General features: G+C 56.9%; 16 protein-coding genes and 1 pseudogene. 8 read left to right on the forward strand and 9 right to left on the reverse strand.

Going from position 1 to position 23,246, the window contains the following annotated elements; translation table 11 throughout:
- Window positions 1–71: 71 nt before the first annotated feature.
- The 3 genes from AC1RSM_RS10585 to mobA all read left to right on the forward strand — a co-directional run bounded on the left by AC1RSM_RS10585 (window position 72) and on the right by mobA (window position 3,066).
- The gene (locus tag AC1RSM_RS10585; protein ID WP_492932277.1) at window positions 72–1,178 is read left to right on the forward strand and encodes a substrate-binding domain-containing protein; all 1,107 of its coding nucleotides are present in this window, start codon (window positions 72–74) and stop codon (window positions 1,176–1,178) included.
- Window positions 1,179–1,249: 71 nt separating this feature from the next.
- Window positions 1,250–2,470 (forward strand): GTP 3',8-cyclase MoaA, encoded by a 1,221-nt coding sequence (moaA, locus tag AC1RSM_RS10590; protein WP_492932278.1) that lies wholly within the window; start codon window positions 1,250–1,252, stop codon window positions 2,468–2,470.
- A complete protein-coding gene (gene mobA / locus AC1RSM_RS10595) occupies window positions 2,467–3,066 on the forward strand; it encodes a molybdenum cofactor guanylyltransferase MobA (RefSeq protein WP_492932280.1) in 600 nt (199 codons plus the stop codon). The genes moaA and mobA overlap by 4 nt, the downstream gene beginning before the upstream one ends.
- A 34-nt stretch (window positions 3,067–3,100) precedes the next feature.
- On the opposite strand, the gene AC1RSM_RS10600 is transcribed toward mobA, so the two are convergent.
- The 9 genes and pseudogenes from AC1RSM_RS10600 to AC1RSM_RS10640 all read right to left on the reverse strand — a co-directional run bounded on the left by AC1RSM_RS10600 (window position 3,101) and on the right by AC1RSM_RS10640 (window position 17,616).
- Window positions 3,101–11,290 carry an autotransporter-associated beta strand repeat-containing protein gene (locus tag AC1RSM_RS10600; RefSeq protein ID WP_492932970.1) on the reverse strand — a complete coding sequence of 2,730 codons (8,190 nt, stop codon included), beginning with the start codon at window positions 11,288–11,290 and terminating at the stop codon, window positions 3,101–3,103.
- Window positions 11,291–11,329: 39 nt separating this feature from the next.
- Window positions 11,330–11,452, reverse strand: a pseudogene (locus tag AC1RSM_RS10605) (ESPR domain-containing protein); the annotation flags it as partial.
- Between the two features lie 383 nt (window positions 11,453–11,835).
- Window positions 11,836–13,041 (reverse strand): molybdopterin molybdotransferase MoeA, encoded by a 1,206-nt coding sequence (locus AC1RSM_RS10610; RefSeq protein ID WP_492932282.1) that lies wholly within the window; start codon window positions 13,039–13,041, stop codon window positions 11,836–11,838.
- Between the two features lie 103 nt (window positions 13,042–13,144).
- The gene (locus AC1RSM_RS10615) at window positions 13,145–13,675 is read right to left on the reverse strand and encodes a molybdenum cofactor synthesis domain-containing protein (RefSeq protein WP_492932284.1); all 531 of its coding nucleotides are present in this window, start codon (window positions 13,673–13,675) and stop codon (window positions 13,145–13,147) included.
- Window positions 13,668–14,147 (reverse strand): molybdenum cofactor biosynthesis protein MoaE, encoded by a 480-nt coding sequence (locus AC1RSM_RS10620; protein WP_492932286.1) that lies wholly within the window; start codon window positions 14,145–14,147, stop codon window positions 13,668–13,670. The genes AC1RSM_RS10615 and AC1RSM_RS10620 overlap by 8 nt, the downstream gene beginning before the upstream one ends.
- A gap of 1 nt (window position 14,148) precedes the next feature.
- Window positions 14,149–14,406, reverse strand: coding sequence for a molybdopterin converting factor subunit 1 (gene moaD, locus AC1RSM_RS10625; protein WP_492932288.1), 258 nt, complete (start codon window positions 14,404–14,406; stop codon window positions 14,149–14,151).
- A gap of 22 nt (window positions 14,407–14,428) precedes the next feature.
- Entirely contained in the window at window positions 14,429–14,932 is a 504-nt protein-coding gene (gene moaC / locus AC1RSM_RS10630; RefSeq protein WP_492932290.1) for a cyclic pyranopterin monophosphate synthase MoaC, read from the reverse strand.
- Window positions 14,933–15,014: 82 nt separating this feature from the next.
- Complete coding sequence (locus AC1RSM_RS10635; protein WP_492932292.1) at window positions 15,015–15,653, reverse strand: response regulator transcription factor; 639 nt, start codon at window positions 15,651–15,653, stop codon at window positions 15,015–15,017.
- Complete coding sequence (locus AC1RSM_RS10640) at window positions 15,646–17,616, reverse strand: sensor histidine kinase (protein ID WP_492932294.1); 1,971 nt, start codon at window positions 17,614–17,616, stop codon at window positions 15,646–15,648. Before AC1RSM_RS10640 ends, AC1RSM_RS10635 begins: the two co-directional genes overlap by 8 nt.
- Before the next feature lie 115 nt (window positions 17,617–17,731).
- Between AC1RSM_RS10640 and AC1RSM_RS10645 the strand changes: the two genes are divergently transcribed.
- The 5 genes from AC1RSM_RS10645 (at window position 17,732) to AC1RSM_RS10665 (ending at window position 23,198) form a co-directional block, all read left to right on the forward strand.
- On the forward strand, window positions 17,732–18,715 hold the full coding sequence (locus AC1RSM_RS10645) for a TRAP transporter substrate-binding protein (RefSeq protein WP_492932296.1): 984 nt from the start codon (window positions 17,732–17,734) through the stop codon (window positions 18,713–18,715).
- Window positions 18,716–18,833: 118 nt separating this feature from the next.
- Window positions 18,834–19,469, forward strand: a complete 636-nt coding sequence (locus tag AC1RSM_RS10650) for a TRAP transporter small permease (RefSeq protein WP_492932298.1) — start codon at window positions 18,834–18,836, stop codon at window positions 19,467–19,469.
- Complete coding sequence (locus AC1RSM_RS10655) at window positions 19,466–20,791, forward strand: TRAP transporter large permease (protein WP_492932300.1); 1,326 nt, start codon at window positions 19,466–19,468, stop codon at window positions 20,789–20,791. Before AC1RSM_RS10650 ends, AC1RSM_RS10655 begins: the two co-directional genes overlap by 4 nt.
- A 262-nt stretch (window positions 20,792–21,053) precedes the next feature.
- Window positions 21,054–21,563 (forward strand): peroxiredoxin, encoded by a 510-nt coding sequence (locus tag AC1RSM_RS10660; protein ID WP_492932302.1) that lies wholly within the window; start codon window positions 21,054–21,056, stop codon window positions 21,561–21,563.
- A 162-nt stretch (window positions 21,564–21,725) separates the two neighbouring features.
- Window positions 21,726–23,198, forward strand: a complete 1,473-nt coding sequence (locus AC1RSM_RS10665; protein ID WP_492932304.1) for an MFS transporter — start codon at window positions 21,726–21,728, stop codon at window positions 23,196–23,198.
- The last annotated feature ends 48 nt before the right edge of the window (window positions 23,199–23,246 follow it).

Consider the following 23,246-nt stretch of genomic DNA (forward strand, 5'->3'; position numbering starts at 1 on the left):
TATTTCGCATATATAATGTTTGGTACATGCAGTGCAAAACATAAATACGAAAACACACCGGTCTAAAAAACATGACCAAACAGAAATTCAAAGCTCGCCTGCGCTCTGAGTGGATTCTGGAAAATGCTGACGGCGCAGAACTTCCCATGAGGGATGTGCTGCGTCTGTTGGGTGCCATTGAGCGCTTGGGGCACCTGGCAGGAGCCAGCAAGGAATGCCAGTTTTCTTACAGACACGCCTGGGGCTTATTACGTAACGCTGAAAAACAGTTTGATGCGGCTTTGCTGGAAACGTCGCGGCGCAAAGGCACCAAGCTCACCGAGTTCGCCCAACGTTTGTTGTGGGCCAACCGGCGCCTGGACGCCCGCTTGACGCCCACGCTTGAGAGCATGGCGTCCGAACTGGAAGAAGAATTGGGCCGTTGGTATGCCCAGCCCTTGGATCGCCTGCGTTTTCAGGCCAGCCATGGCTTTGCCATTGAAGGCTTGATGCGTTTTGCCAACGAAAACAGTGGTTTGCCGCTGGAGCTGCGCTATCGCACCGCGATAGAGGCCCTGGCCTCACTGGAACGGGGTGACTGCGATCTGGCCGGTTTTCAGGTGCCGGTGGGCGAGTTTGAAGTGGCAGCTCTGCGCCGTTACGGACAGTGGCTGTCGCCAACACGGCATCGCCTGATTTTCCTGTCCACACGCAGAACGGGCTTGTTTGTAGAAAAGGGCAATCCCAAGAACATTACCGGCATGTCGGACTTATTGCGGCCGGATGTGCGCTTTGTGAATCGCCAGATGGGATCGAGCACCCGTTTTCTGGCCACCTTGCTGCTGGGGCAGTTAGGGGTAAACACGAATGCGGTACTGGGCTTTGAAACAACAGAATTGACGCATATGGCAGTGGCAGCTCACGTAGCCAGTGGCATGGCCGATACCGGCCTGGGTGTAGAAACGGCAGCTAGCCGCTGCGGGCTGGAGTTCATCCCCCTGGCACAGGAGCGTTATTTCATTGCTGTTGAGCAGGAGCTGTTGGATAAGGCTCCTATGCAGCAACTGATGAACGTGATTGGTGGTTCCGCGTATAGTCAATTCATGCAAGATCTGGTGGGTTACGACCCGCAAGGTCTTGGCCAGATCATGACGCTGGAGCAGGCATTTGGCCACGCAGCCGATCTGCTTTGGCGCTAGTACTTAAGCTTTACGAAAACACACACACCATGAGATGGGGACAACCCCGTCCTTGAAAAAAAGAGAACACCATGAGCGATGATCATGGGCCAAAGCCGGAACCCCGCGTCCTAAACGCAGTTTCAGCCAGGCCGCACCAAGAAGGTGCTCCCCCAGGTCCTCCCGTGCTGGAGACCGTGCAGCTGGACGCGCAGTCGCGTGCAGCCAGCCCTGCTCAGTCCACTGATGCGACGGCTGTGCGCCGTCCTACGGTGCGACTGGCGGCGGTGTCCGGGCAACCTTTGGACAAACGCCACCGTCCTTTCCGGGACTTGCGCATTTCCTTGACGGACAAGTGCAATTTCCGCTGTACCTACTGTATGCCCCGGGAAGTGTTTGGCACCGATTACGAGTTCTTGCCTCATTCTTCCCTGCTCAGTTTCGAGGAAATTGAGCGTGTGGCCAGGCAGGCAGTGGCTCTGGGTGTGCGCAAGCTACGTCTGACCGGGGGCGAACCGCTTTTGCGTCGCAATATCGAAGTGCTGATTGGCATGTTGGCCCAGTTGCGCACTCCCGAGGGTGATCCGGTAGAGCTGACCTTGACCACCAATGGCACTTTGCTGGGTCGTAAAGCGCAGGCCCTGAAAGACGCAGGCTTGGATCGCGTCACCGTCAGTCTGGATGCCCTGGATGATGCGCGCTTTACGCAGTTAAGCGATAGCAGCGTGTCCGTGTCTACTGTGCTGGATGGAATTGCCAAGGCCCAGGCCGTGGGCTTGAGCCCGGTTAAGGTCAATATGGTGGTGCGCAAAGGGCTAAATGACGATCAGATTTTGCCTATGGTGGAGCACTTCAAGGGCTCGGGCCAGATCTTGCGTTTTATCGAATATATGGACGTGGGCACTAGCAACGGCTGGAATCTGGAAGAAGTGGTCAGCGGGGCTGAAATTGTGGAACGCATCCAGTCGCGTTTTGAATTGGAGCCGGTGGCCGCTCAGTACCGTGGCGAGGTCGCCAGCCGCTGGCGCTTCAAAGATGGCACAGGTGAAGTAGGGGTGATCACCAGCGTGACGCAGCCCTTCTGTGGGGACTGTTCGCGCATGCGCCTGTCTCCGGAGGGGCGTCTGTTTCTGTGCCTGTTTGCGTCCCAAGGTTATGATGTGCGGGCGCAATTGCGCTCGGGTTCCTCGGACGAGCAGTTAGCCGCCTATATGCATGGCGTGTGGACCGGACGGCAGGACCGATATTCCGAGATTCGGGGTGAGCTAACCACGAGTCGTGACCGTATAGAAATGAGTTACATCGGCGGATGATAAGCACACAGGACATCAGCGGTATTGTGCTGGCAGGTGGACGGGCTCGGCGTTTTGATTTGTCGGGCCAGGTCGATAAAGGTTTGCTGCTTTTGCAGGGCCAGCCTTTGGTCCAGCATCTGGTGCGTCGCCTGCGACCGCAGGTGGGGCCTATTTTTATCAGTGCCAATCGCAATCCCGAACAGTATGTCCATTGGGGCCGCGTTGTCCCCGACACGGTGGAGCTGGAGGGCTATTTAGGACCTTTGGCGGGTTTGGCCAGTGTGCTGGATCAGGTCACCACGCCGTGGGCCTTGTCCTGCCCGGTGGACTTGCCTTTTGTCCCTGCTGAGCTGAGCAAGCGCCTGATCAAGGCCGTAAAAGAGCAGGATGCTGTGGCCGCTTATGCCCAGGCTGAGCGCAGCCACCCCTTATGCTTGTTGCTGCGCACCGATCAATCGGCTGCCTTGAAAGAGTATTTGCTCAGCGGCGAACGCCGTGTGATGAGCTGGCTGCAAAGCATAGGTGCGGTAGAAGTGGATTTCCGCGATGCGCCTGTACAGGTATTCTTCAATATCAACACGCCGCAAGACCTGGAAACAGCGCAGGGCTGGTAAACCAGCCCTGCCTGTTAGTGATACAGCGACTCTCTTAGAAACGGATGTTTAGGCGAGCTTGCACACTGTGGTCCTGTGCCGAGCGGGCAAGCTGACCTTGATACGCCAGCCCGATCGCCGCCTGAGAGTTGATCTTCAGGTCTACACCTGCTTCCAGCATGGCGCTGTTTTTAGCAATCGGAGCCCCCACCACGGTGAACGCTGAACCTGCCGAGAAGGCATGGGTAGCGCTTGGCTTGGTCGTACCCATAGCATGTCGCCAAGCCAATGATCCGTGGACATTCGCCTGTGTATTGCCCACTTCAAACTCCGTCATGGCACGAGTGCCCAGAGTCATGAACGTAGTGTTGGTCGTTTGACGATCAGCGTGTAGCGCGGCTACGCCGCCTTTTTCCGTGAAGCTATTGCTTTTCTGGTGAACGTAAGCCAGTTGGGCAAAGGGTTCAAGCGCCACAGCCGCAGCTTCAATGCGATAGCCCAATTCGGCAAATGCCTGAGTGCTTTGGCTGCTGTAGTCAGCTTTTAGCGTGTCTGACAATCCCGGCACGGATACCGAGCGGCGTGTGGACAGATCGTGCCAGCTATAGGCCAGACCACCACGCAGTCCTAGCGCTCCCCACTCTGTTCCCGCGTAAGCACCCAGATGGTAGTTGTCGCTGCTTGCACTGGAGGAGCGGTCGCGTAGCTTGATGTCACTGCGGCTAAAGCCCGCGAGCACGCCCACGCGTGCCGACTCAGACACGTTGGTGTCCACCCCCATCAAGAAACCACTGCTGGAACTGCTCACGCGGGCCGTATTGTCGGTGGCATCAGCGCTGCGCCAGCTACCCATGCCTTGAATCCAGCTGTGTGTGCCAGTGCTGTCCGCTGCGGCCAACTGCCCCTGATTGTTGCGTACGGGGGCGGTTTGTGCTGCGACGGCGCGGCTGGCCGAACGCAGGCGTTCGTTGACTGTGTCGCGTAGCTGGCGGCTGTCCTCTTGCAGCACAGTTTTGGCGGATGCGTGTAGTTCGCCTGACAGACCATCAAAGCTGGCACGCAGTAAATCGGGGTCATTGGGCAGTTGGGCGATGGCATCATAGACAGCGTGATTCGCGTGTAGACCGATGCTTTCAATAGCGTTGGCGCTAGCACGTTGATTGCGTGTCCGTGCGGCTGAGTCCATCACCTGGTCATTGCGTTCTAGCACTAAGGAAACTTGACCATTCTGATAGTCGTACGACAGGGAAGGCCGCAGGAAGGCGAAGTCGGAGGTGACATCGCCAAACTCGCCGGACAAGACGCCCTCAGAGGCCAAAATGGTGTAGCTGGAGCGCAAATCGTAGTTCCCGTTTGCGCCAATATGGGCAACCGAGCCGCCGCTCAGCGAAGTCTTGCCCGTGACTTTAATCAGATCAGCTGCTGTACCTTGTGGCTGAGTTTCGACGATCAGGCGGGCACCTGGCTGGACATGTAAATCGCCGTTAATGGTCAAGGTGCCGATGGAGTTGCCCGGTGAGAGGGTCCCGCCCTCCGCAACCGTGATACTACTGCCTGCACCCGAGCCGATCACGCCACTGCCGCCCAGCACGCTGCCAGCCCCGATGGTGCTGGAGCCACCTAATTTACCGTTCAAGGTCAATCGACCAGCCACAATGGCAGTGTCGCCGCGGAACGCGGAGTTGTCTCCCGTCAGGCTAAGGGTGCCGGACCCGTCTTTGATCAGGGAACCTGTGCCGGAGATACCGCCCGCATAGGCGTCGTCGCTGGCTTGATCGAAAATCAAGGTGCCGTTGTTTTCCACACTGCCGGAAAGGGTGGCTGCCTGGGCAATTAAGCTTCCTTCTTCAATTCGACTATATAGATAGTTATTGGCTTGATTGTTTAACCGCAGCGACCCAGCGCCAGACTTGATCAAGTCAGCCTGACCGACGACTGCACCATCCAGGCTAAGCGTTGTGTCTGCATCCACTTCAAAGCGTCCATCGCTCAGCAGGGCGATATCGCGAGCGCTCGTAAAGGAGGAGGTCGTCGCTAAGGTGCCGCCCTGGAAGCTCAAGCCACCGCTGGCTGCACCCAGATTCGCATCTTGGGACACTTGCAAACGGCCATCGGCCAGCGTTGTGCCACCGGTATAGCTGTTTTGGCCGCTCAGTACCAAAGTGCCTGCGCCTGCTTTGTGCAAGGTGCTGCCATTCCAAGCCGTGGCGCTGTTAGGGGTCTGGTCTTTCAAAGCAGTGCCAACCACGAAGCGGTCGCTTGCATCGCTCAGGGTAAAGGTGCCGTGGGCCAGATTATTGTTCGTGGTCCAGCTCAGGCCATAGCTGGCGAGTAACTGGGTTTGGTCAGCGGACTTGTGGGTGTTCAGATTCAGGTAGTCTACGGCGCCGTTAAATCCCCCCACCTGAACGGAGGCGAATTCGCCTTGTATGCCGTGGTTTGTCGTCACCAGCACTTTGTCCAGTTGGCCTTCGTGGCTGATGCCTCCCAGTGTAAAAGCAACGTTCTCCCCGAGTATCACTCGGTCAGCATGTAGTGCGGGGCTATTCGGGCCAGCGGCAATGTCGAGCACCGTATTGTCGTGCAGATCGACCGTGCCATCCACGCTTAGGGTGGCGGGGCCTTGTACGGATAAGGTGCTGCCCGCGCCTTCAATATTCAGGTCACCCGAAAGGTGGCTAGCGCCGCCGCTCACACCATCGCCAAATTGCAGCGCAGCGTTCTTGACGCTGACCGAACCACCCAGCGTATCCAGCACTGTCAGCGTGCCCTCGGATACGGTGCTGTGGCCGGTATAGCGACTGCCATTGCCCGATAGCGTCAAGTTCCCAGTGCCTGTCTTGAGCAGGGAGCCTGCGCCCGACAGTTCGCCTTGGAATCGTCCATCCCAGGATTGCTCAAATACGAGTGCGCCTTGGTTGAGCACATTGCCCGACAGGGAGCCGGCATTGCCAATCACAGTTCCAGCCAGAATTTGCGTACTGCCATAACGGTTGGCGGTATTGTCCAGACGCAGGGTGCCGGTGCCTTCTTTGATCAGATGGCCGCTACCGCTGATTTGACCGCTCAAACCCAGTTCTGTGTCGGCGGCCACATCCAGGTGAGCCTTGTTATTCAGTGTGATCTGGCGAGCAGTGTCAAAAGAGGCCGTATTGGCGAAGGTGCCACCCTGAAGGTCCAAAGCGCCTGTACCCAAATTGCTATCTTGGCTGACGATTAATCGCCCTTCATGCAAGGTGGTGCCGCCTTCATAGGTATTGGTGCCGTTGAGCTCCAAGCTGCCCTTGCCGGTTTTTTTCAGTGCGCCCGTGCCTGTGATGACTCCGTTCAAGCTCAAGTTAGCGTTGGTATCAACGGCGATCGCGCCCATTTTCTCCAACTCAATCTGGCGAACGCTAGCAAAGGAGTCGGTGACCGCCAAGGTGCCATTGTGCAGGCTTAGCTGCCCGCTTATATCGCCCAAGTTAGCGTCCTGGCTCACCTGTACTGCGCCGTCGGTGATGACGGTGCCACCCTGGTAGCTATTTTGACCACTCAGTGCCAAGGTGCCGGTCCCGCTCTTGATCAAGGCACCGGTGCCGCTTAGGGTGCCGCTCAAGCCCAGCGTTGCGCCATCGGCCACCTTCCAGTTGGCATCGTGTTGAAAACTGGCCGAGCGAGCCGAGTTAAAGGAGTCGGTGGCGGCCAGCGTGCCGCCGTTAAATACCAAGCTGCTCTTGCTATCGCCCAGATTGGCGTCGCCTGCGACTTGTACGGTCCCTTGGTTCAACAGCGTATCGCCCAGGTAGCGATTGTTGCCGTTCAGTACCAGCGTTCCATTGCCTTCTTTGATGAGTGCTGCCGTTCCCGATACCGTTCCGTTCAGACCCAGTGTGCTGTCATTGTTGATCTCAAGCGTTCCATCGTCTAGCAAAGCGATATCACGAGTGCTGTTAAAGGAGTCTGTGGTGACTAAGGTGCCGCCCTGGAAACTCAAGCCACCGCTGGCTGCGCCCAGGTTCGCGTCTTGGGACACTTGCAGACGGCCATCGGCCAGCGTTGTGCCACCGGTATAGCTGTTTTGACCGCTCAGTACCAGGGTGCCGGCGCCTGCTTTGTGCAAGGTGCTGCCATTCCAGCCGGTAGCGCTGTTAGGCTGCTGGTCTTTCAAGTCCGTGTTTACCACGAAGCGGTCGCTTTCATCGCTCAGGGTAAAGGTGCCGTGGGCCAGGTTGTTATTGGCAGTCCAGCTCAGGCCATAGCTGGCCAGCAATTGGGTCTGGTCAGCGGACTTGCGCGTGTTCAGGTTTAGATAGTCCACGGTTCCGTTAAACCCGCCAACCTGAATGGAGGCAAAGTCGCCTTGGATGCCGTGGTTTGTGTTCACCAGCACTTTGTCCAGCTGGCCTTCATGGCTGATGCCACCCAGTGTAAAGGTGACCTGCTCACCCACCGTTACGCGGTCAGCTTGTAATGCGGGGCCACTGTTGCCAGCGGCAATGTCGAGCACCGTATTGTCGTGCAGATCGACCGTGCCATCCACGCTTAGGGTGGCGGGGCCTTGTACGGATAAACTGCTGCCCGCGCCTTCAATATTCAGGTCACCCGAAAGGTGGCTAGCGGTGCCGCTGACACCATCGCCAAATTGCAGTGCAGCGTTCTTGACGCTGGCCGAACCACCCAGCGCATCCAGTACTGTTAGCGTGCCCTCGGACACGGTGCTATGGCCGGTATAGCGAGTGTTATTGCCCGATAGCGTCAAGTTCCCAGTGCCTGTCTTGAGCACGGAGCCTGCGCCAGACAGTTCGCCTTGGAATCGTCCATCCCAAGATTGCTCAAATACGAGTGCGCCTTGGTTGAGCACATTGCCCGCCAGGGAGCCGGCATTGCCAATCACGGTTCCAGCCAGAATTTGCGTGCTGCCATAGCGGTTGGCGGTATTGTCCAGACGCAGGGTGCCAGTGCCTTCTTTGATCAGATGGCCGCTACCGCTGATTTGACCGCTCAAACCCAGTTCTGTGTTCGCGGCCACATCCAGGTGGGCCTTGTTATTCAGTGTGATCTGGCGAGCAGTGTCAAAAGAGGCCGTATTGGCGAAGGTGCCACCCTGAAAGCTCAAAGCGCCTGTACCTAAATTGCTATCTTGGCTGACGACTAATCGCCCTTCATGCAAGGTGGTGCCGCCTTCATAGCTATTGGTGCCACTTAAGACCATCGTACCGCCGCCCTTTTGGTGGAGCGCGCCTGTGCCTTCAATGGTGCCTGTCAGATTTAAGGTGGCACCCGAGCTGACCGTGATGGTCTCTTGTTGATCCAGCTCTATTTGGCGAGCGCTCGCAAAGGAGTCCGTGGCGTGCAGCGTGCCACCATGCAAACGGATGCTGCCGCTGGCATCTCCTAGATGGGCGTCTTGGGCTACCTCCAGGGTGCCCTCATGAATAGCGGTTCCGCCCTGATACGTGTTTTCACCGCTCAGACGTAGCGTTCCATTTCCTGTTTTAAGTAAGGCGCCTGAACCGCTGAGTTCGCCACTTAAGTGCAGCGTCGAATTATCGGCCACATTCCATTGAGCATCTTGCTTGAATTGGGCTGTCCGAGCCGAGTCAAAGGAAGCGCTGCTTGCCAGTATGCCGCCGTTAAAGACCAGGCCGCCCTTGCTATCGCCCAGATTGGCATCGCGTGAAATGCTTAAGGTGCCGCCGTTCAGGGTCGTTCCACCGCTGTACGTGTTGTCTGCGTTAAGAGTCAGGGTGCCGCTGCCTTGTTTGGCGAGCTGGTTTGAACCAAATAGTTTGCCGTTCAGCGCTAAGGTTTGGTCGGCGAGTACCTCGATCTCACTGTCCGCGCTGGCCAGGTTTATAGAGCGTGCGCTAGCGAAAGACTGAGTCGCGACCAGACTGCCGCCGTTTAGTCGGATGTTCCCTGCGGCATCTCCCAAAGACTCGTCACGGGCAACACGCAGTTTTCCACCGTTCAGTTCAGTGCCGTTGGTATAGGTATTGTCGGCGTTCAGTTGCAGGGTGCCCTTACCGATCGTGATTAGGGCACCGCTACCTGATACGGTGTTATTCATGTGTAGGATGCCGTCAGCGGCGACGTTGACGCGGCCGTTCTGCGCCAATTGGACGTAGCGATCCAGATAGACCTCTTGCTTGGTGGCTAGGGTGCCGCCATCCAGAATCAAGTTGGACGAGTATAAGCCCAAGTTGGTGTCATGGTTGACGAGCAGCGTCCCTTGGGCAATCGTCATATTTCCGCTGTAAATATTGATTGCGCCCAGCTCTACAGTCCCTGTGCCTTCTTTGCGCACGGAGCCCGTACCGGAGATCACCTTGTCAAAACGGCCGTCTGCGACTTGATCAAAGACCAGCTCGCCCTGGTTTCTGACTCGGCCAGAAATTGAATCCGTGTTGACGATCAGTTTGCCAGCCTGAATATGGGTATTGCCATAGGCATTAGCGTTGCCGCTCAAGTGCAGCGTGCCAGAGCCCGTTTTGATGAGATCGCCTGGCCCGGTGATGCTTCCATGCAAATAGACGTTGGTGTTAGCAGCAGTGGCTATTTGACCAGCATTGGTGAGGGTGATGCCCCGAGTACTGCTAAACGAGCCAGTCGTCTCAAGTGAGCCTCCTTGGAAGGTGATGTTTCCGCTGCCTTCACCCAGGTTGCCATCGTTCTTGATCTGCACCGTTCCAGCTTTCAGGAGAGTGCCGCCTTCATAACTGTTTTGCGTGTTCAGTGCGAGGGTGCCATCCCCGCTTTTAATCAGCGTCCCTGAGCCCGAGACGGTGTTGTTCAGACCCAGCGTGGTGCCCGAGGCAAGCTGAAATTCGCCGGCCTGATGGAGTGTGACCTGCCTGTAGCTGTCAAATGAGGCGCTCGTGGCTAAGGCGGCTTGACTTAAAGACAGTGAGCCGCTTGCGGCGCCCAGGTTTTCGTCGCGCTCGACCGCTATCGTGCCCCCCGTCAACACCGTGCCGCCGGTATAGCTATTGTTACCGGAGAGGGTCAAGGTTCCTTCTCCGGCCTTGGTCAATGTTTTGCCATCCCACTGCTTGGCGCTATTGCTGGGCTGGTCTTCCAGGTCTGTTGACACCGTATAGCTGTCTGACGCCTGGGCCAGGGTGAAGGTGCCGTGTGCCATAGAGTTTTTGGCATTCCAGCTCAGGTCATACGCGGCTCGCAACTGTGTGTTATCGGTGGACTTTACAAGCTGCACCGTCAGGTAATCGACCTGGTCGGGGGAGGTATCCACCACATTGAAGTTCGAAAAGTCGCCTTTAATGCCGTCAAGCGCGGTGATTAATGTGCGATCGCTGGCGATGTTATTCAGCTCCAGTGTGACGTTCTGCCCAATACTGAGCTCGCCAGTGACAGTCACGAGGGCGTTTTTGTATACCTCTGGCTTTGTTAGGCGTAAGTCCAGGGTTGTATCGCTGGCCAGATCAGCCGAGCCTGAAACTACTAGTTGGACGGGGTCATAGACTGTCAGAGTACTTCCTGAGCCTTGAACGCTCACGCTTTGTACTGTGTTAGTAAAGCCGATGTTTCCATCCCCAAATTGCAAGGTACCGCCAGTCACCTTCATACTGCCGCCCAGGCCTTTTTTGATCAGCAGCTTTCCGCCTGCTACGGTGGTCGTGCCCTTGAAGGCTTGGCTGTCAGCCTCCAGGATGGTCGTGCCGGCGAGTTGATTGATCTGTTGGGTCGGCCCTGCATCAGGGCTGCTCATCAGTGTTGGTGTAAACGTATGGGTATCGGTGATGTTGAAGTTGATGGTCCCCTTACCCGGTCCGAACTCAATACTGGCCGCATTCATGGAACCGGCTTTTCCCGGCGTAGCTCCGGGTGCGGCACCAATATTGAGCGTGCCTTGTCCTTGGGCCTGTGCGCCCAGGAGCATCCTGCCATTGTTAAGTTCTAACCTACCTGAGTTAAACAGATTGACAGTCCCCGTTCCAGCGTTGCCTACGGTCATTAAGTAGGGCGCGGACTGGTATGAGCCCATGTTGTAGCGCGAGCCGTCATCTGAGACGGTTATCGTGCCACTGCCGCTTGCCTTATGACCCAGGATTACGTTTCGAGGCTCGTGGTAAGAGGTGGGATACGCAATGTCCTCGACGGTTTGAGAACCGGCGCTGGTTTCACCAATAATGGTGCTTTGGATGTCACTGTCCCACAGAATTTGTCCCGATTGGGAAAAATCGGCATGTGCTTGGCCTACCAGGGTGGTGCTCAGGACGGCCGCCCAGAGGATGTTAGGCATCCATGCTGTTTGAGGTCTTAGGACGGGCAGCGTAGCACCTGAGGATGTCATTGATACCGTGCTGGATTGGCCGCGGCCTTTTCCATGCCCTCGAGCCAGTTCGCTGACGACCTGCCAAAGTCCGATACTGCGATTAAAGATAAGGCGATATGTGCGGTTCATTGGCTTCTCGTAGGGCGAGGTGCCCGTAACAATGGGATAGTGGGTGCCAGTCGGCGTCAATGGCCGACTGTGTCGGAGCACGCCAGTATAGGTAAGCGCCGTTGAACTTCAGGAGAGCCAATCGCAGGAAGTTAAACGCATGGATGCGGCTACAAAAGCGTGCGGCTGGTTTGGCTAGTTGGCAGGAGTTTCGTAAAGCGTAAAGAGGCCAGTTAATGCAGTGCGAACACAGACTGCGCTGCTCTTGGAATGCGTCTTGTTGGATCGTCCAGCGCATTCATCTTTTGCCCTGCGCCAGAAAGCACATCCTCGCTGGCGTTGCTAGCGTTTCATCAGGCCAAAAAAAACCGCCCCGGAAAGGGCGGTTCTGGAGTGTGCCGGCGTCAGGCTTGCCACTGGCTGTACTCATACAGGCGTACCACATCGCCGGGAGCAACATGGGTGTCGGCCGGAATACGCGCCAGGGCCTGCGCCCAGGGTAGGGAGCTGATCACGCCCGAACCCTGATTATCGTAAGGACGAACCAGCAGGCGGCCTTGTTCGTCATTGTCCACTTGTACGCGGATGAATTCTTCGCGATCTCCTTGATACTGGCGCTCGCCTTCTAGCACACCGTAGCGAATGCGTGGCAGGACCTCATGGCGACCTTGCAGGCGACGGATCAAGGGCGACACCATCAAGGAAAATACCGCATAAGAAGAGACCGGGTTACCGGGCAGGCAGACTAATGGTTTGTTGTCGATATAGGCCAGAGCCAGCGGTTTGCCGGGCTTCATGCGCACTTTCCACAGGTCCAGCTGGCCGCCTATGCCTTCAATGGCCGGTTTCACAAAGTCTTTTTCGCCTACTGATACACCCCCTACCGTCAGCACCAGATCGCAGCGTTGCAGCAAGTCCTTCAAGGCGTCTTGAATCGCTTCCAGTGTGTCTTTGGCGTGCACTGCATGCACCGTAGCCACGCCCAGTGCCTGCAGTTGGGCACGCAGCATAGGGGCGTTGGAGTTATAGATCTGGCCTTCTTTAAGGGGCTGGCCAGCGGGTGTCAGCTCGTCTCCCGTGGTCAGAATACCCACGCTTAGCAGGGGGTAGACGTTCAGTTGTGCATGACCCTGCGCCGCCATTTGCGCGATATGGGCTGCCGTCAGGCGAGTGCCTGTTTTAATCAGCACTTCACCAATGCGCATATCTTCGCCACGGCGACGAATGTTCACACCGGCCTGAGGCATCTCCAGAATGCGTACCCCTTGCTCGTCTTCCTGGCAGTTTTCCTGAATGACAACGGTATCGGCACCGGGCGGCAGCATGCTGCCGGTAAAGATGCGAATGGCCATGCCTTCTTTCAGGGTTTCCGGAATATCGCCTGCATAGCAGCGTTGCTGGATAGGTAGCACCTTGTCATGGCGAATGTCAGACAGGCGCAGGGCATAGCCGTCCATCGCACTGTTGTCAGCCGGGGGCATGTCCAGCCGGGCTTCAATATCCTGGGCCAAAATGCGTCCCAAGGCTTGCGCCAAGTCGCAGCTTTCGGTTTGAGTGGGGACTTGTCCTGCCTGGGCCAGCCGTTGCTGAGCTACGTCAAATTCGATCATAGGATTGGATAAATTCGATAAAACAAAGTCGTGGCCTGGGGCCTGAAATTACGGTCAGCTACGGGGCGCTCTGAACAACTGCGCCACTGGCGGCGGAACGACTCTAGGGAGTGGGCGGGTCCAGATATTCGGAGGCGAAATTGCAAGGGCGATGACGGCTGTCCAATTGTTCTTTCAGGATTTTTTCCCAAGCCAATTTGCACGCACCGCCTGAGCCGGGAATGCAAAACAGCAAGGTCCGGTTGGCTGTGCCTGCCAACGCATCCGATTGCAACGCCGATGAGCCAATGTCCTGATAAGACAAATAGCGGAACTGCTCGCCAAAGCCGGTAATGACCTGATCCAGCAAGGGCGTAACCGCTGCAATAGTGGATTTCTTATGGCTGAACCCTGTCCCGCCATTGCAAATGATCACGTGGATAGTCGGGTCAACAATCCATTGGCTAAGCAGGGCGCGGATAGCGTAGATATTGTCTTTGCTGATGGCACGCTGCACGCAATAGTGGCCGCTGTCCGCCAAGCTGGCGGCCAGATAGTCGCCCGAGCTGTCTTCGTCGGGGCCACGACGGTCTGAAATGGTCAGGACGGCCGCGTTCAGGCGAGCAGCCGGTAAATCGATCTTGGCTTTAGACATGCTTGTCGGTGTCCGCAGTAGTGTTCCAGGAGTCGGTCTTCTGGGCATCGCTGTCGCGCTGTTGAACCCAGAAACGCTTGCCGTCTGCCAAGGTTTCGCGCTTCCAGAAGGGGGCACGGGTCTTGAGCACATCCATGATGAACTCGCAGGCTCGGAACGCGTCGCCCCGGTGGGCGCTGGTGACGCCGACATACACAATTTGCTCAGTCAGGTGCAGCTCGCCTACGCGGTGTACGACCAGCGTATCCAGAATGGGCCAGCGTTGACGGGCCTGATCACAAACGGCTTGGATCTCGCGCTCGCACATGCCTGGATAGTGTTCCAAAAACAGGGATTCGGTGGCGGTGCCGTCAGCCTGGTCGCGTACATAGCCGGTGAAGGTCACCATCGCCCCTGCCTTGCCACCAGCGGTAGCACGCAATTCGGCGTTCAGGGCGGCGACATCAAAGTCTTCGGTCTGGACACGGATCATCTCAACCTCCGGTAACGGGCTCGAATACGGCGACTTCATCGCCGGGGCGCACCGGGTCATTGGGCTGAGCATGAAACTGATTGACGGCGACATGCAAACGGCCTGCCATATCGCTCAGGTTCGGGTGGCGCTGCAGCAGGGCATCAGTCCATTGCTGCACGGTGCTCTCTTGTGGCCATTCCCAGTTTTCCTGGCGCTGGCCGGTGCGCTCGGCCACCTGGGCAAAATACAGAACGCGCAACGTTAAAGGGCTTGTCATGAGGATCTCCGTGAAAGGTGGCTTAGACCGGAGCGGTCCAGGTGCCACTTTTGCCACCGGTTTTTTCCAGCAGTCGGGTCTGCTCGATCACGATGCCTTTGTCGGCGGCCTTGCACATATCGTAAATAGTCAGCGCGGCAATGGAGCAAGCGGTCATGGCTTCCATTTCGACACCGGTGGTGTAGCGGGTGCGGCAGGTGGCCAGCACGGTAATCGTGCCGGTGCCGGCATCGCTTTCAAAATCAATGCCCACAAAATCCAGGGGCAAGCTGTGGCACATGGGAATCAGCTCTGCACAGCGCTTTGCTGCCAATACGCCGGCGACACGCGCCGTGTTGAGCACTTCGCCCTTGGCATTGTGCTGGGCAGACAACAGCTGGAAAGCAGCCGGGCTCAAACGCACCACACTGCGGGCAGTGGCTGAACGGGCGGTGGCGGATTTATGGCTGACATCAACCATTTGAACTTTGCCATCTTCATCCAGATGGGAAAGGTGCAAATCGGTGTTTTCGGTAGTGGTGCTCATTATCGCTCCGGGGGGACCGGGCCTGTGGCGCGGTTCTAATAGTTTATGGCTGCATTATATACACCCCACCCGGTCGCTTTGATTAAGGCCCCGAGGGGTTGCGGTCTTCGCGCAGCCGGTCCGGATCCAGCAGCCGCGCCAGTTCGATCAGGGTGCGAGACTGCATTTTTTCCAGGGCACGTGCACGGTGGACTTCCACGGTACGCATGGTGATGCTCAGGTCCTGGGCAATCTGTTTGTTCAGTCGTCCTTCCAATGCCAGAGCCAGCACTTCGCGTTCCCGCTGAGACAAGGTGTCCAGGCGTTCTTCCAGGGCTTGCTCATTGGCGCGTTCTGTCTGGCTGGCTTCGTAACTGCGCAGCACGTCCAAAACGCGGTCTACCAGATCGTTATCGTTAAAGGGTTTTTCGATAAAGTCGGCGGCACCTTGTTTCAGCGCGGTCACCGCCAGGGGCAGGTCGCCGTGGCCGGTCAGGAAAATAACGGGCAAGCAGGACTGGCGTTCGCGCAATTGCTCAAACACTTCCAGACCAGACAGGCCATCCATACGGATATCGAGCAAGATGCAGCCCTGCGTGTCAGGGCCCAGCGCATTCAGAAAAGCCTCGCCGCTTTCCCACAGCTCGGTATCTACCTGTCGGGTGGAGAACAGCCAGGAAAGGGCATCACGGATGGCCGGGTCGTCGTCCACGATGTGGACCAAAGGAGCGCGCTTAGTCATGTTCGATCAAGGGTAAGGAAAACAGGAAAGTGGCACCGTGTGGGTCTCCGTTTTCAAACCAGAGCTTTCCGTGGTGCAGCTCCACAATGGAGCGGCAAATATTCAAGCCTATACCCAGTCCCTGGGCTTTGGTGGTGGTAAATGCCTGGAACACTTCAGCCATGATGGTGGCTGCCACACCCGGACCTTGGTCGGCCACCATGACCAGCACCACCCCATTGCTGTCTTGCATGGTCACTTCCAAAACCCGGCGTTCAGGTTCCAGGCCGGACATGGCTTCTGCTGCATTGCGCAGCAAATTGAAAATCAGTTGTTCCAGCAAAACCTTATCGCCCATGACGGGCAAATGCCTAGGGTGAGCGGGCACGATCAACTGGATATGATGATTGCGCAAACCTGCTTTGGCCATGGCCAGAGCCCCTTGCAAAGCATCGCCCAGATTCAAAGGGCTAAGCTGCGGGTCGCGCTTGCGGACAAAATCATGAATGCGGTGGATGATCTGCCCGGCCCGGCGCGTTTGTTCAGCCAAGCTTTCCAGCCCCCGGCGCAATTGCTTGGGATCCAGAGGCTCGGTGCCTAACAAGTTCAGGGAACCGGCGGCGTAGCTGGCAATAGCGGATAAGGGTTGGTTCAGTTCATGAGCCAGGGTGGAAGCCATCTCGCCCATGGTGATCAGCTTGGCCGTGTGGTGCAACTGTTCGGACTGCGAGGTTGCCAGCGCTTCGGCCTGTTTGCGAGAGCTGATGTCGATCACCGAACTGATCCAGCCTACATGCTGGCCTTGGGCGTCAATCAGCGGGGACTCGAAAACCTGAACATCCAGACGGGAGCCGTCAGGACGTTGAAACAGAGAGTCAAAGACCTGCACGGAAGGAGCAGATTTCAAGCGGTCCCGCCGCTCCAGCGTCTCGTCCATCATCTCCGGCACCCACCAGGGCATGGGCGGCGTCAGACCAATAATGTCGTCGCTGCTGCGACCTACCAACTGGCAAAAAGCCGGATTCACGTACAGCACTTTGCCGTCCAGATCGCGGGCGCGCATTCCCGTCACCATGGAGTTTTCAATGGCACTGCGAAAGGCTTGCTCTTGCATCAGGGCCAGTTCGGCATCACGGCGTTTGCGGGCGTAATGGTGTTGCATGGCCAAGTTCACCACGGCCAGTAAAGCCAGTCCGGCAATCACCGTCAGCAGCAGGGTGAAGGTGGGGATGTTTTTTTGCGGATAGGGCGTCATCAGCAGACGCACACCGTGCAAGGGCGGGTCTACCGACATGGCGTAGCGCAACTCGGTGGAGCCGGGATCGCCCTTGGAGCGCATTGCCAAGGTGTTGTCGCTCTGGTCGATTAAGGAGACGTGATACTGCTCGGCAATCCACCAAGGCACGTTCTCCATCAGGATGGTGGCCAAAGAAAAAGTGGCACGCAAGGTGCCGACAATATCGTTGTCTTCGTAGATGGGGACCACCAGGTCAATCACACTTTCCTGGTGCTCATTGGAATGGTAGGCCGGCAGCCAGGTCGAGCTGCGCGGCGTGCTGACATGGGAGGCGATACGGGTATCGGCTCCGGGCGGGCGCACCAGCAAGGTTGTGCCAAATAGATCCTGGACAGCAACCTTCAGCAGGTCCGGGTGGATGGTCTTGAAGTGCTGCAACTGCGTCAAGGCGGTTTGTGCCGTGGCCGGTTGCGAGTGTACTTCGATCTCGCTGGCGATACGGCTGAGATTGTTTTCGTGCGAGCGCAGCTGAAAAGACAGGGACTGCTCCACCCACAGGGCATTGCGGATCAGTTCGTTGGACTGTTCATCATCGCGCTCATTATTGACGGCCCAGGCAAACACGCCCATCAACAGCACAATAATCAAGATCGCCAAAATAGGCACGTACGTGCTGATCGGATGGGCCGCCAAGGTGCGCGAGGCGGCGTGGCGTATGAAGCCGGACGGACGGGCAAGACGCATCATGACAAATGGTTTCGGATTTCCACAATAGATAATTTGGTGCCGCTTTTTTAAGCTACACGCTTTCACACAAATCAATCAATAACACGTGTCGGTTCCTCACCGACCGGAGGCAAACATGAAAAAGACCCTTGTGGCCAGCTTGCTGGCGTCCGTGTTCCTGTCCGCGCCTGTGATGGCCAACCCCCTGATCATCAAGTTCAGCCACGTCGTATCGCCCGATACGCCCAAGGGAAAAGGGGCCGTGCGCTTTAAAGAACTGGCCGAAAAGTACACCGAGGGCAAGGTGGTTGTCGAGGTCTACCCGAACTCGCAACTGTACAAGGACAAGGAAGAGCTGGAAGCCCTGCAATTGGGCGCAGTTCATATGCTGGCCCCTTCGCTGGCTAAATTCGGCCCTCTGGGTGTGCGCGAATTTGAAGTGTTCGACCTGCCTTTCATTTTCCAGGACCGCGAAGACCTGCGTAAGGTGACCGAAGGTCCTGTGGGCCGCATGTTGCTGGACAAGCTGGAGCCCAAAGGCATCAAGGGCCTGTCCTACTGGGACAACGGCTTTAAGGTCATGAGCGCCAACAGCCCACTGAAAAGCGTGGACGACTTCCTGGGTCTGAAAATGCGTATTCAGTCCTCCAAGGTACTGGAAGCTCAGTTCAAGGCACTGGATGCTGTTCCTCAGGTGATGGCGTTCTCCGAGGTTTACCAAGCCCTGCAAACTGGCGTTGTGGATGGCACCGAGAACCCGCCGTCCAACATGTACACCCAGAAGATGCACGAAGTGCAAAAGCACGCCACCGTGTCCAACCACGGTTACCTGGGTTATGCCGTCATCGTGAACAAGAAGTTCTGGGAAGGTCTGCCTGACGATGTTCGCCAAGGCATGGAAAAAGCCATGGATGAGGCCACGGTCTACGCCAACGACATTGCCGAACAAGAGAACAACGATTCCATGAAAGCCATGGAAGAGTCCGGCAAGACCACCTTCTATCAGCTCAGCGATGCCGAGCGTGAAGAGTGGGTCAAGCAATTGCGTCCCGTGCACAAAGAAATGGCCTCGCGTATTGGTCAGGACGTGATTGACGCCTTCTACAAGGCCACCGAGTAAAGCCGGTTTTATCTGATTGTCTTGTACAGGTCTGATTCAGACCTGTTCTTCTTTTCTTCCCGCTACTGGCTGGTGCCTGCCCGATCCCGGGCGGGCTGACTGTAGTCTGGAGTTACCCATGTTTTTACGATTTCTGGACCGCTTTGAGGAAATGCTCATCTCATTTCTGATGGTGGCGGCCGTAGTGATTATTTTTGTAGCAGTCTGCCAGCGCTATTCGGTCAGCCTGCTGGCGGATCTGGTGTCCTGGTCACGGGCTCAGGGCTATGAGTCTGTCACGGTCATGGCTCGTTCTACCTACCGCAGCGTTGCAGGCATCAACTTGCTCTGGGCGCAGGAGCTGTGCATTTACCTGTTTGTGTGGATGGCCAAGTTTGGTGCCGCCTACGGGGTACGTGTGGGCATTCACGTCGGTGTGGACGTGCTGGTTAACTCGGTGGGGCCACGCTGGCGTCACCTGCTGGTGGTGATTTCCCTGTTCGCAGGCGCCTTGTTCACCGCCATCGTCGCCTGGATTGGTGGCCGATTTGTGTACGGCATTGCCCAGACAGCGCAGGTGTCTGCTGACCTGGAAGTGCCGGTGTGGATTGTGTATCTGGCTGTGCCAGCGGGTTCTTTGTTGATGTGCTTTCGCTTCTTGCAAGCCTTGGTGCATTTCGTGCAAACCGGTCAACTGGCCCAGCATCAGCCTGGGGCGGACCTGATTGCCGAAACAGAGCGCGGTGTATCTGAATCTGAAGGAGCGCGCGCATGACCGCCCTGATTATTTTTGCTTTGCTGGCCATCCTGCTCTTGACGGGTATGCCGGTGTCGATTGCCCTGGGTCTGACGGTGATGGGGTTCCTGTTCACCATGACCGAAGTTCCCATGGACAGTATTGCGCTCAAGCTGTTCACCGGGATCGAGAAGTTCGAGATCATGGCGATTCCGTTCTTCATCCTGGCGGGTAGTTTCCTGACGCATGGCGGGGTGGCACAGCGGATGATTCGCTTTGCGGCTTCCATGGTGGGCCACCTGCCTGGTGGCATGGGTTTGGCAGCAGTGCTGGCTTGCGCTTTGTTTGCCTCGATCAGCGGTTCTTCGCCAGCTACCGTGGCCGCTATTGGCTCCATCATGATTCCCGCGATGGTCAAGCAAGGCTATCCGGTGCAGTTTGGTACCGGGATTGTGGCAACTTCCGGCGGTCTGGGTATTTTGCTGCCACCCTCGATTGTGATGGTGATGTATGCGGTGGCAACCAGCGGCATGATGGTTGAAGGGCCGGACGGCGCCAAAGTGGGTACGGCCTCGATCGGCCAGCTGTTTATTGCCGGTGTTGTGCCGGGCCTGATTTTGGCGCTTTTCCTGGGTGCCACGACGATGTATCGCGCCTGGAAGCTGGACTACCCCCGTATGCCGCGTGCCTCTTTCAAAGAGCGCTGGCGTGCCTTCATGGACTCCATCTGGGGCCTGATGCTGATCGTTATCGTGATGGGTGGGATTTACTCCGGTGTGTTCACACCGACCGAGGCAGCAGCCATCAGTGCGGTCTACGCCTTTGTGATTGCGGTCTGGGTCTATAAGGATGTGAAGCTGCGCGAGGTCAAACGCATTGTGCTGGAATCAGCAGCCATGAGTGCCATGCTGCTGTACATCATCACCAACGCGGTCATGTTTGCCTTCATCCTGACTTCCGAGCAAATCCCGCAGGCCATTGCTGAATGGATTGTGTCGCAAGGCATGGGTCTGATCGCTTTCCTGCTGTTTGTGAACGTGTTGTTGCTGGTGATCGGCATGGTGATGGAGCCTTCGGGCCTGATCCTGATCATGGCTCCCATCTTGTTCCCGGTCGCCATGAAGCTGGGTATGGACCCGGTTCACTTTGGCATCATGCTGGTGGTGAATATGGAGATCGGTTTGGCGACACCGCCGGTGGGGCTAAATCTTTATGTAGCCTCCAGCATATCCAGGCTAGGTTTGACTGAAGTCACCAAATCCACGGTGCCTTGGTTGCTGACAGGTCTGGTCTTCCTGCTCTTGATTACGTTTGTGCCAGAAATCACGCTTTGGCTGCCCCGCATGATGGGATGGCTGTAGACGTCCGGATCGCTATCCGCGATCTGGGCAGGGTGAGCCCATGATGTGGCAGCACAGCTTTGTGCAAATGGCATAAAGCTTGATCACCCTGAAGGCCGGGCAAAAAGCCCGGCCTTTTTTGTGGGCGCTCGGTTCAGGCCTGGCACGTTCCACCTTGAAACGTACTGATAAGTATTATTTGCCTATTAGACAGGCCAGTCTATTAGTATCATAGGTAGTTCGGGCCGCCCGTTTGGCGGTATTTATTCATAACGGAGACCTTATGTCCATTTCAGTCGGTGCGCGCGTTCCTGACGCGACCCTTAGCGAATACATTGAAACCGCCACGGAAAGCTGCCCTATGGGCCCCAACAACTTTCAGGTGGCTGATCTGGTTAAAGGCAAGAAAATTGCCGTGTTTGCCGTTCCAGGTGCTTTCACCCCTACTTGCTCCGAGCAGCACCTGCCAGGCTTTATCGCCAAGGCAGACCAGTTCAAAGCAGCTGGCGTTGATGAAATCTGGTGCGTTTCAGTGAACGACCCCTTTGTAATGGGTGCCTGGGGCAAGTCCCTGAATGTCGATGGCAAAGTACGTTTGCTGGCTGACGGCAGCGGTATCTGGACCAAAGCACTGGGTCTGGAATTTGACCTGACTTCCAAAGGCCTGGGCGTGCGCTCCAAGCGCTTCTCGGCTCTGCTGGAAGACGGTGTGGTCAAGCAACTGAACATTGATAATGACGGCGGCCTGCACACATCGGATGCAGATACCCTGCTGAAACAGGTACAGTCCTAAGTATCTGATCCCGCGCCCCTCCGGCGTGGCGTGGGATAGAAGTTCATGAAGCGCTGGCCGCAAGCTGGCGCTTTTTTTTACCATTCCCTATCGCAAGATTAGGCCCTCATCCCGATGAGGCCAGTAGTGTGAGTGGTGCTGCAGTTTTTTCAGGAAGTGTGGATGCTGTCATCGGTGGGTGCGTTTTCGTCCCTGTACTTTGCGACCCTGATGCTCTTGCTCAGCTCGGGCCTGTTCAATACCTTCATGGGGGTGCGCCTGACGGCCATCTCGGTGTCAGAGGTTTGGATTGGCGGGCTGATTGCGGTGTATTACCTGGGCCTGGTATTTGGTGCTCGTATGGGTCACCGCCTGATTATGGGCGTGGGCCATATTCGTGCGTATGCCGCCAGTGCCGCTATTGTCACCATCTGTGTGCTGGTCCAGATCATGGTGGATTCCATGTACGTCTGGCTGTTGCTGCGCTTTTTGGCGGGTGCGGCGATGGTCGTGCAGTTCATGGGGATTGAAAGCTGGCTGAATGAGCAAAGCGATAATAGCCAGCGTGGCACTATTTTTGCCTTTTACATGGTGTTCTCCAGCCTGGGTACGGTGCTGGGGCAGCTGTCGCTGACCTTGTTCCCACACCTGAACTATGAGCCCCTGGTGTTTGTGGCTATCTGTTCAGCCTTCAGCTTGGTGCCGGTGGCCATTACCCGCCGCAGCCATCCCCCTTTACAAGTTCCTGCGCCCATTAACGCCCGCTATTACGTGGACCGCGTGCCCTTGTCCATGATGGTGCTGCTGGTAGCCGGTATGTTGACCGGTGCCTTTTATGGTCTGGCACCGGTATACGCGGTGCGTGTGCATTTAAGTAATGAACAAGCCGCCTTGTTTGTGGCGGTTTCTGTGGCGGCCGGTGTGCTGGCGCAGTGGCCGGTGGGCTGGTTGGCTGACCGCATGAACCGCGTCAAACTGATTCGTATCAATGCGGTCTGTTTACTGGTGTTGGCCATCCCTTTATGGGGTTGGTTTGAGGCACCGTTCTGGTTCCTGCTGGTGTTTTCCGCCTTGTTCGGGATTCTGCAATTTACGCTCTACCCCTTGGGGGCGGCGTTTGCCAATGACAACGTGGACCCGGAGCGTCGGGTGGGCCTGAGCGCCATTCTGTACATGGTGTATGGCTTGGGAGCCTGTCTGGGGCCGCTGCTGGCCGGCGGCCTGATGTCTTACATTGGCAGCAATGTGTATTACATTTTTGTGGCTGGCTGTGGTTTAGCGCTGGTCTTGCTGATCCGTCCGCAGAAGGTGCTGGGCGATCACCTGAGCCAAGATGCACCAACTACTTTTGTGCCTATGCCGGACAGTTTGCAAAGCTCGGCAGCGGCGGTGGCACTGGACCCTCGGGTGGATATCAGTTCCGACGTCTCGCATGATCCGGTATTTGAAGATCTGCCTCCGGTGGAGGAGCGAGTGCCAGGAACGACGGATGGCACCGCAGCGGAACGCAAGGCAGAGGATGAGGCGACGGCCGATATGCTTGCCCAGGCGGACAAGAGCGCCGATCCTGTGGCGGGAGGCCCTGCAGATTCCGGTAGTTCGGGCGGGGTGCAAGAGACACAGGACGATCGTAAGCCGTCCGACCCCGTTCGCTAACAGCTTCCTGAGTCACGCAACTATCCGTAATGCTTGGCGATGACGATT

It is taken from the genome of Alcaligenes sp. GW821-FHT11D07, assembly GCF_058808495.1.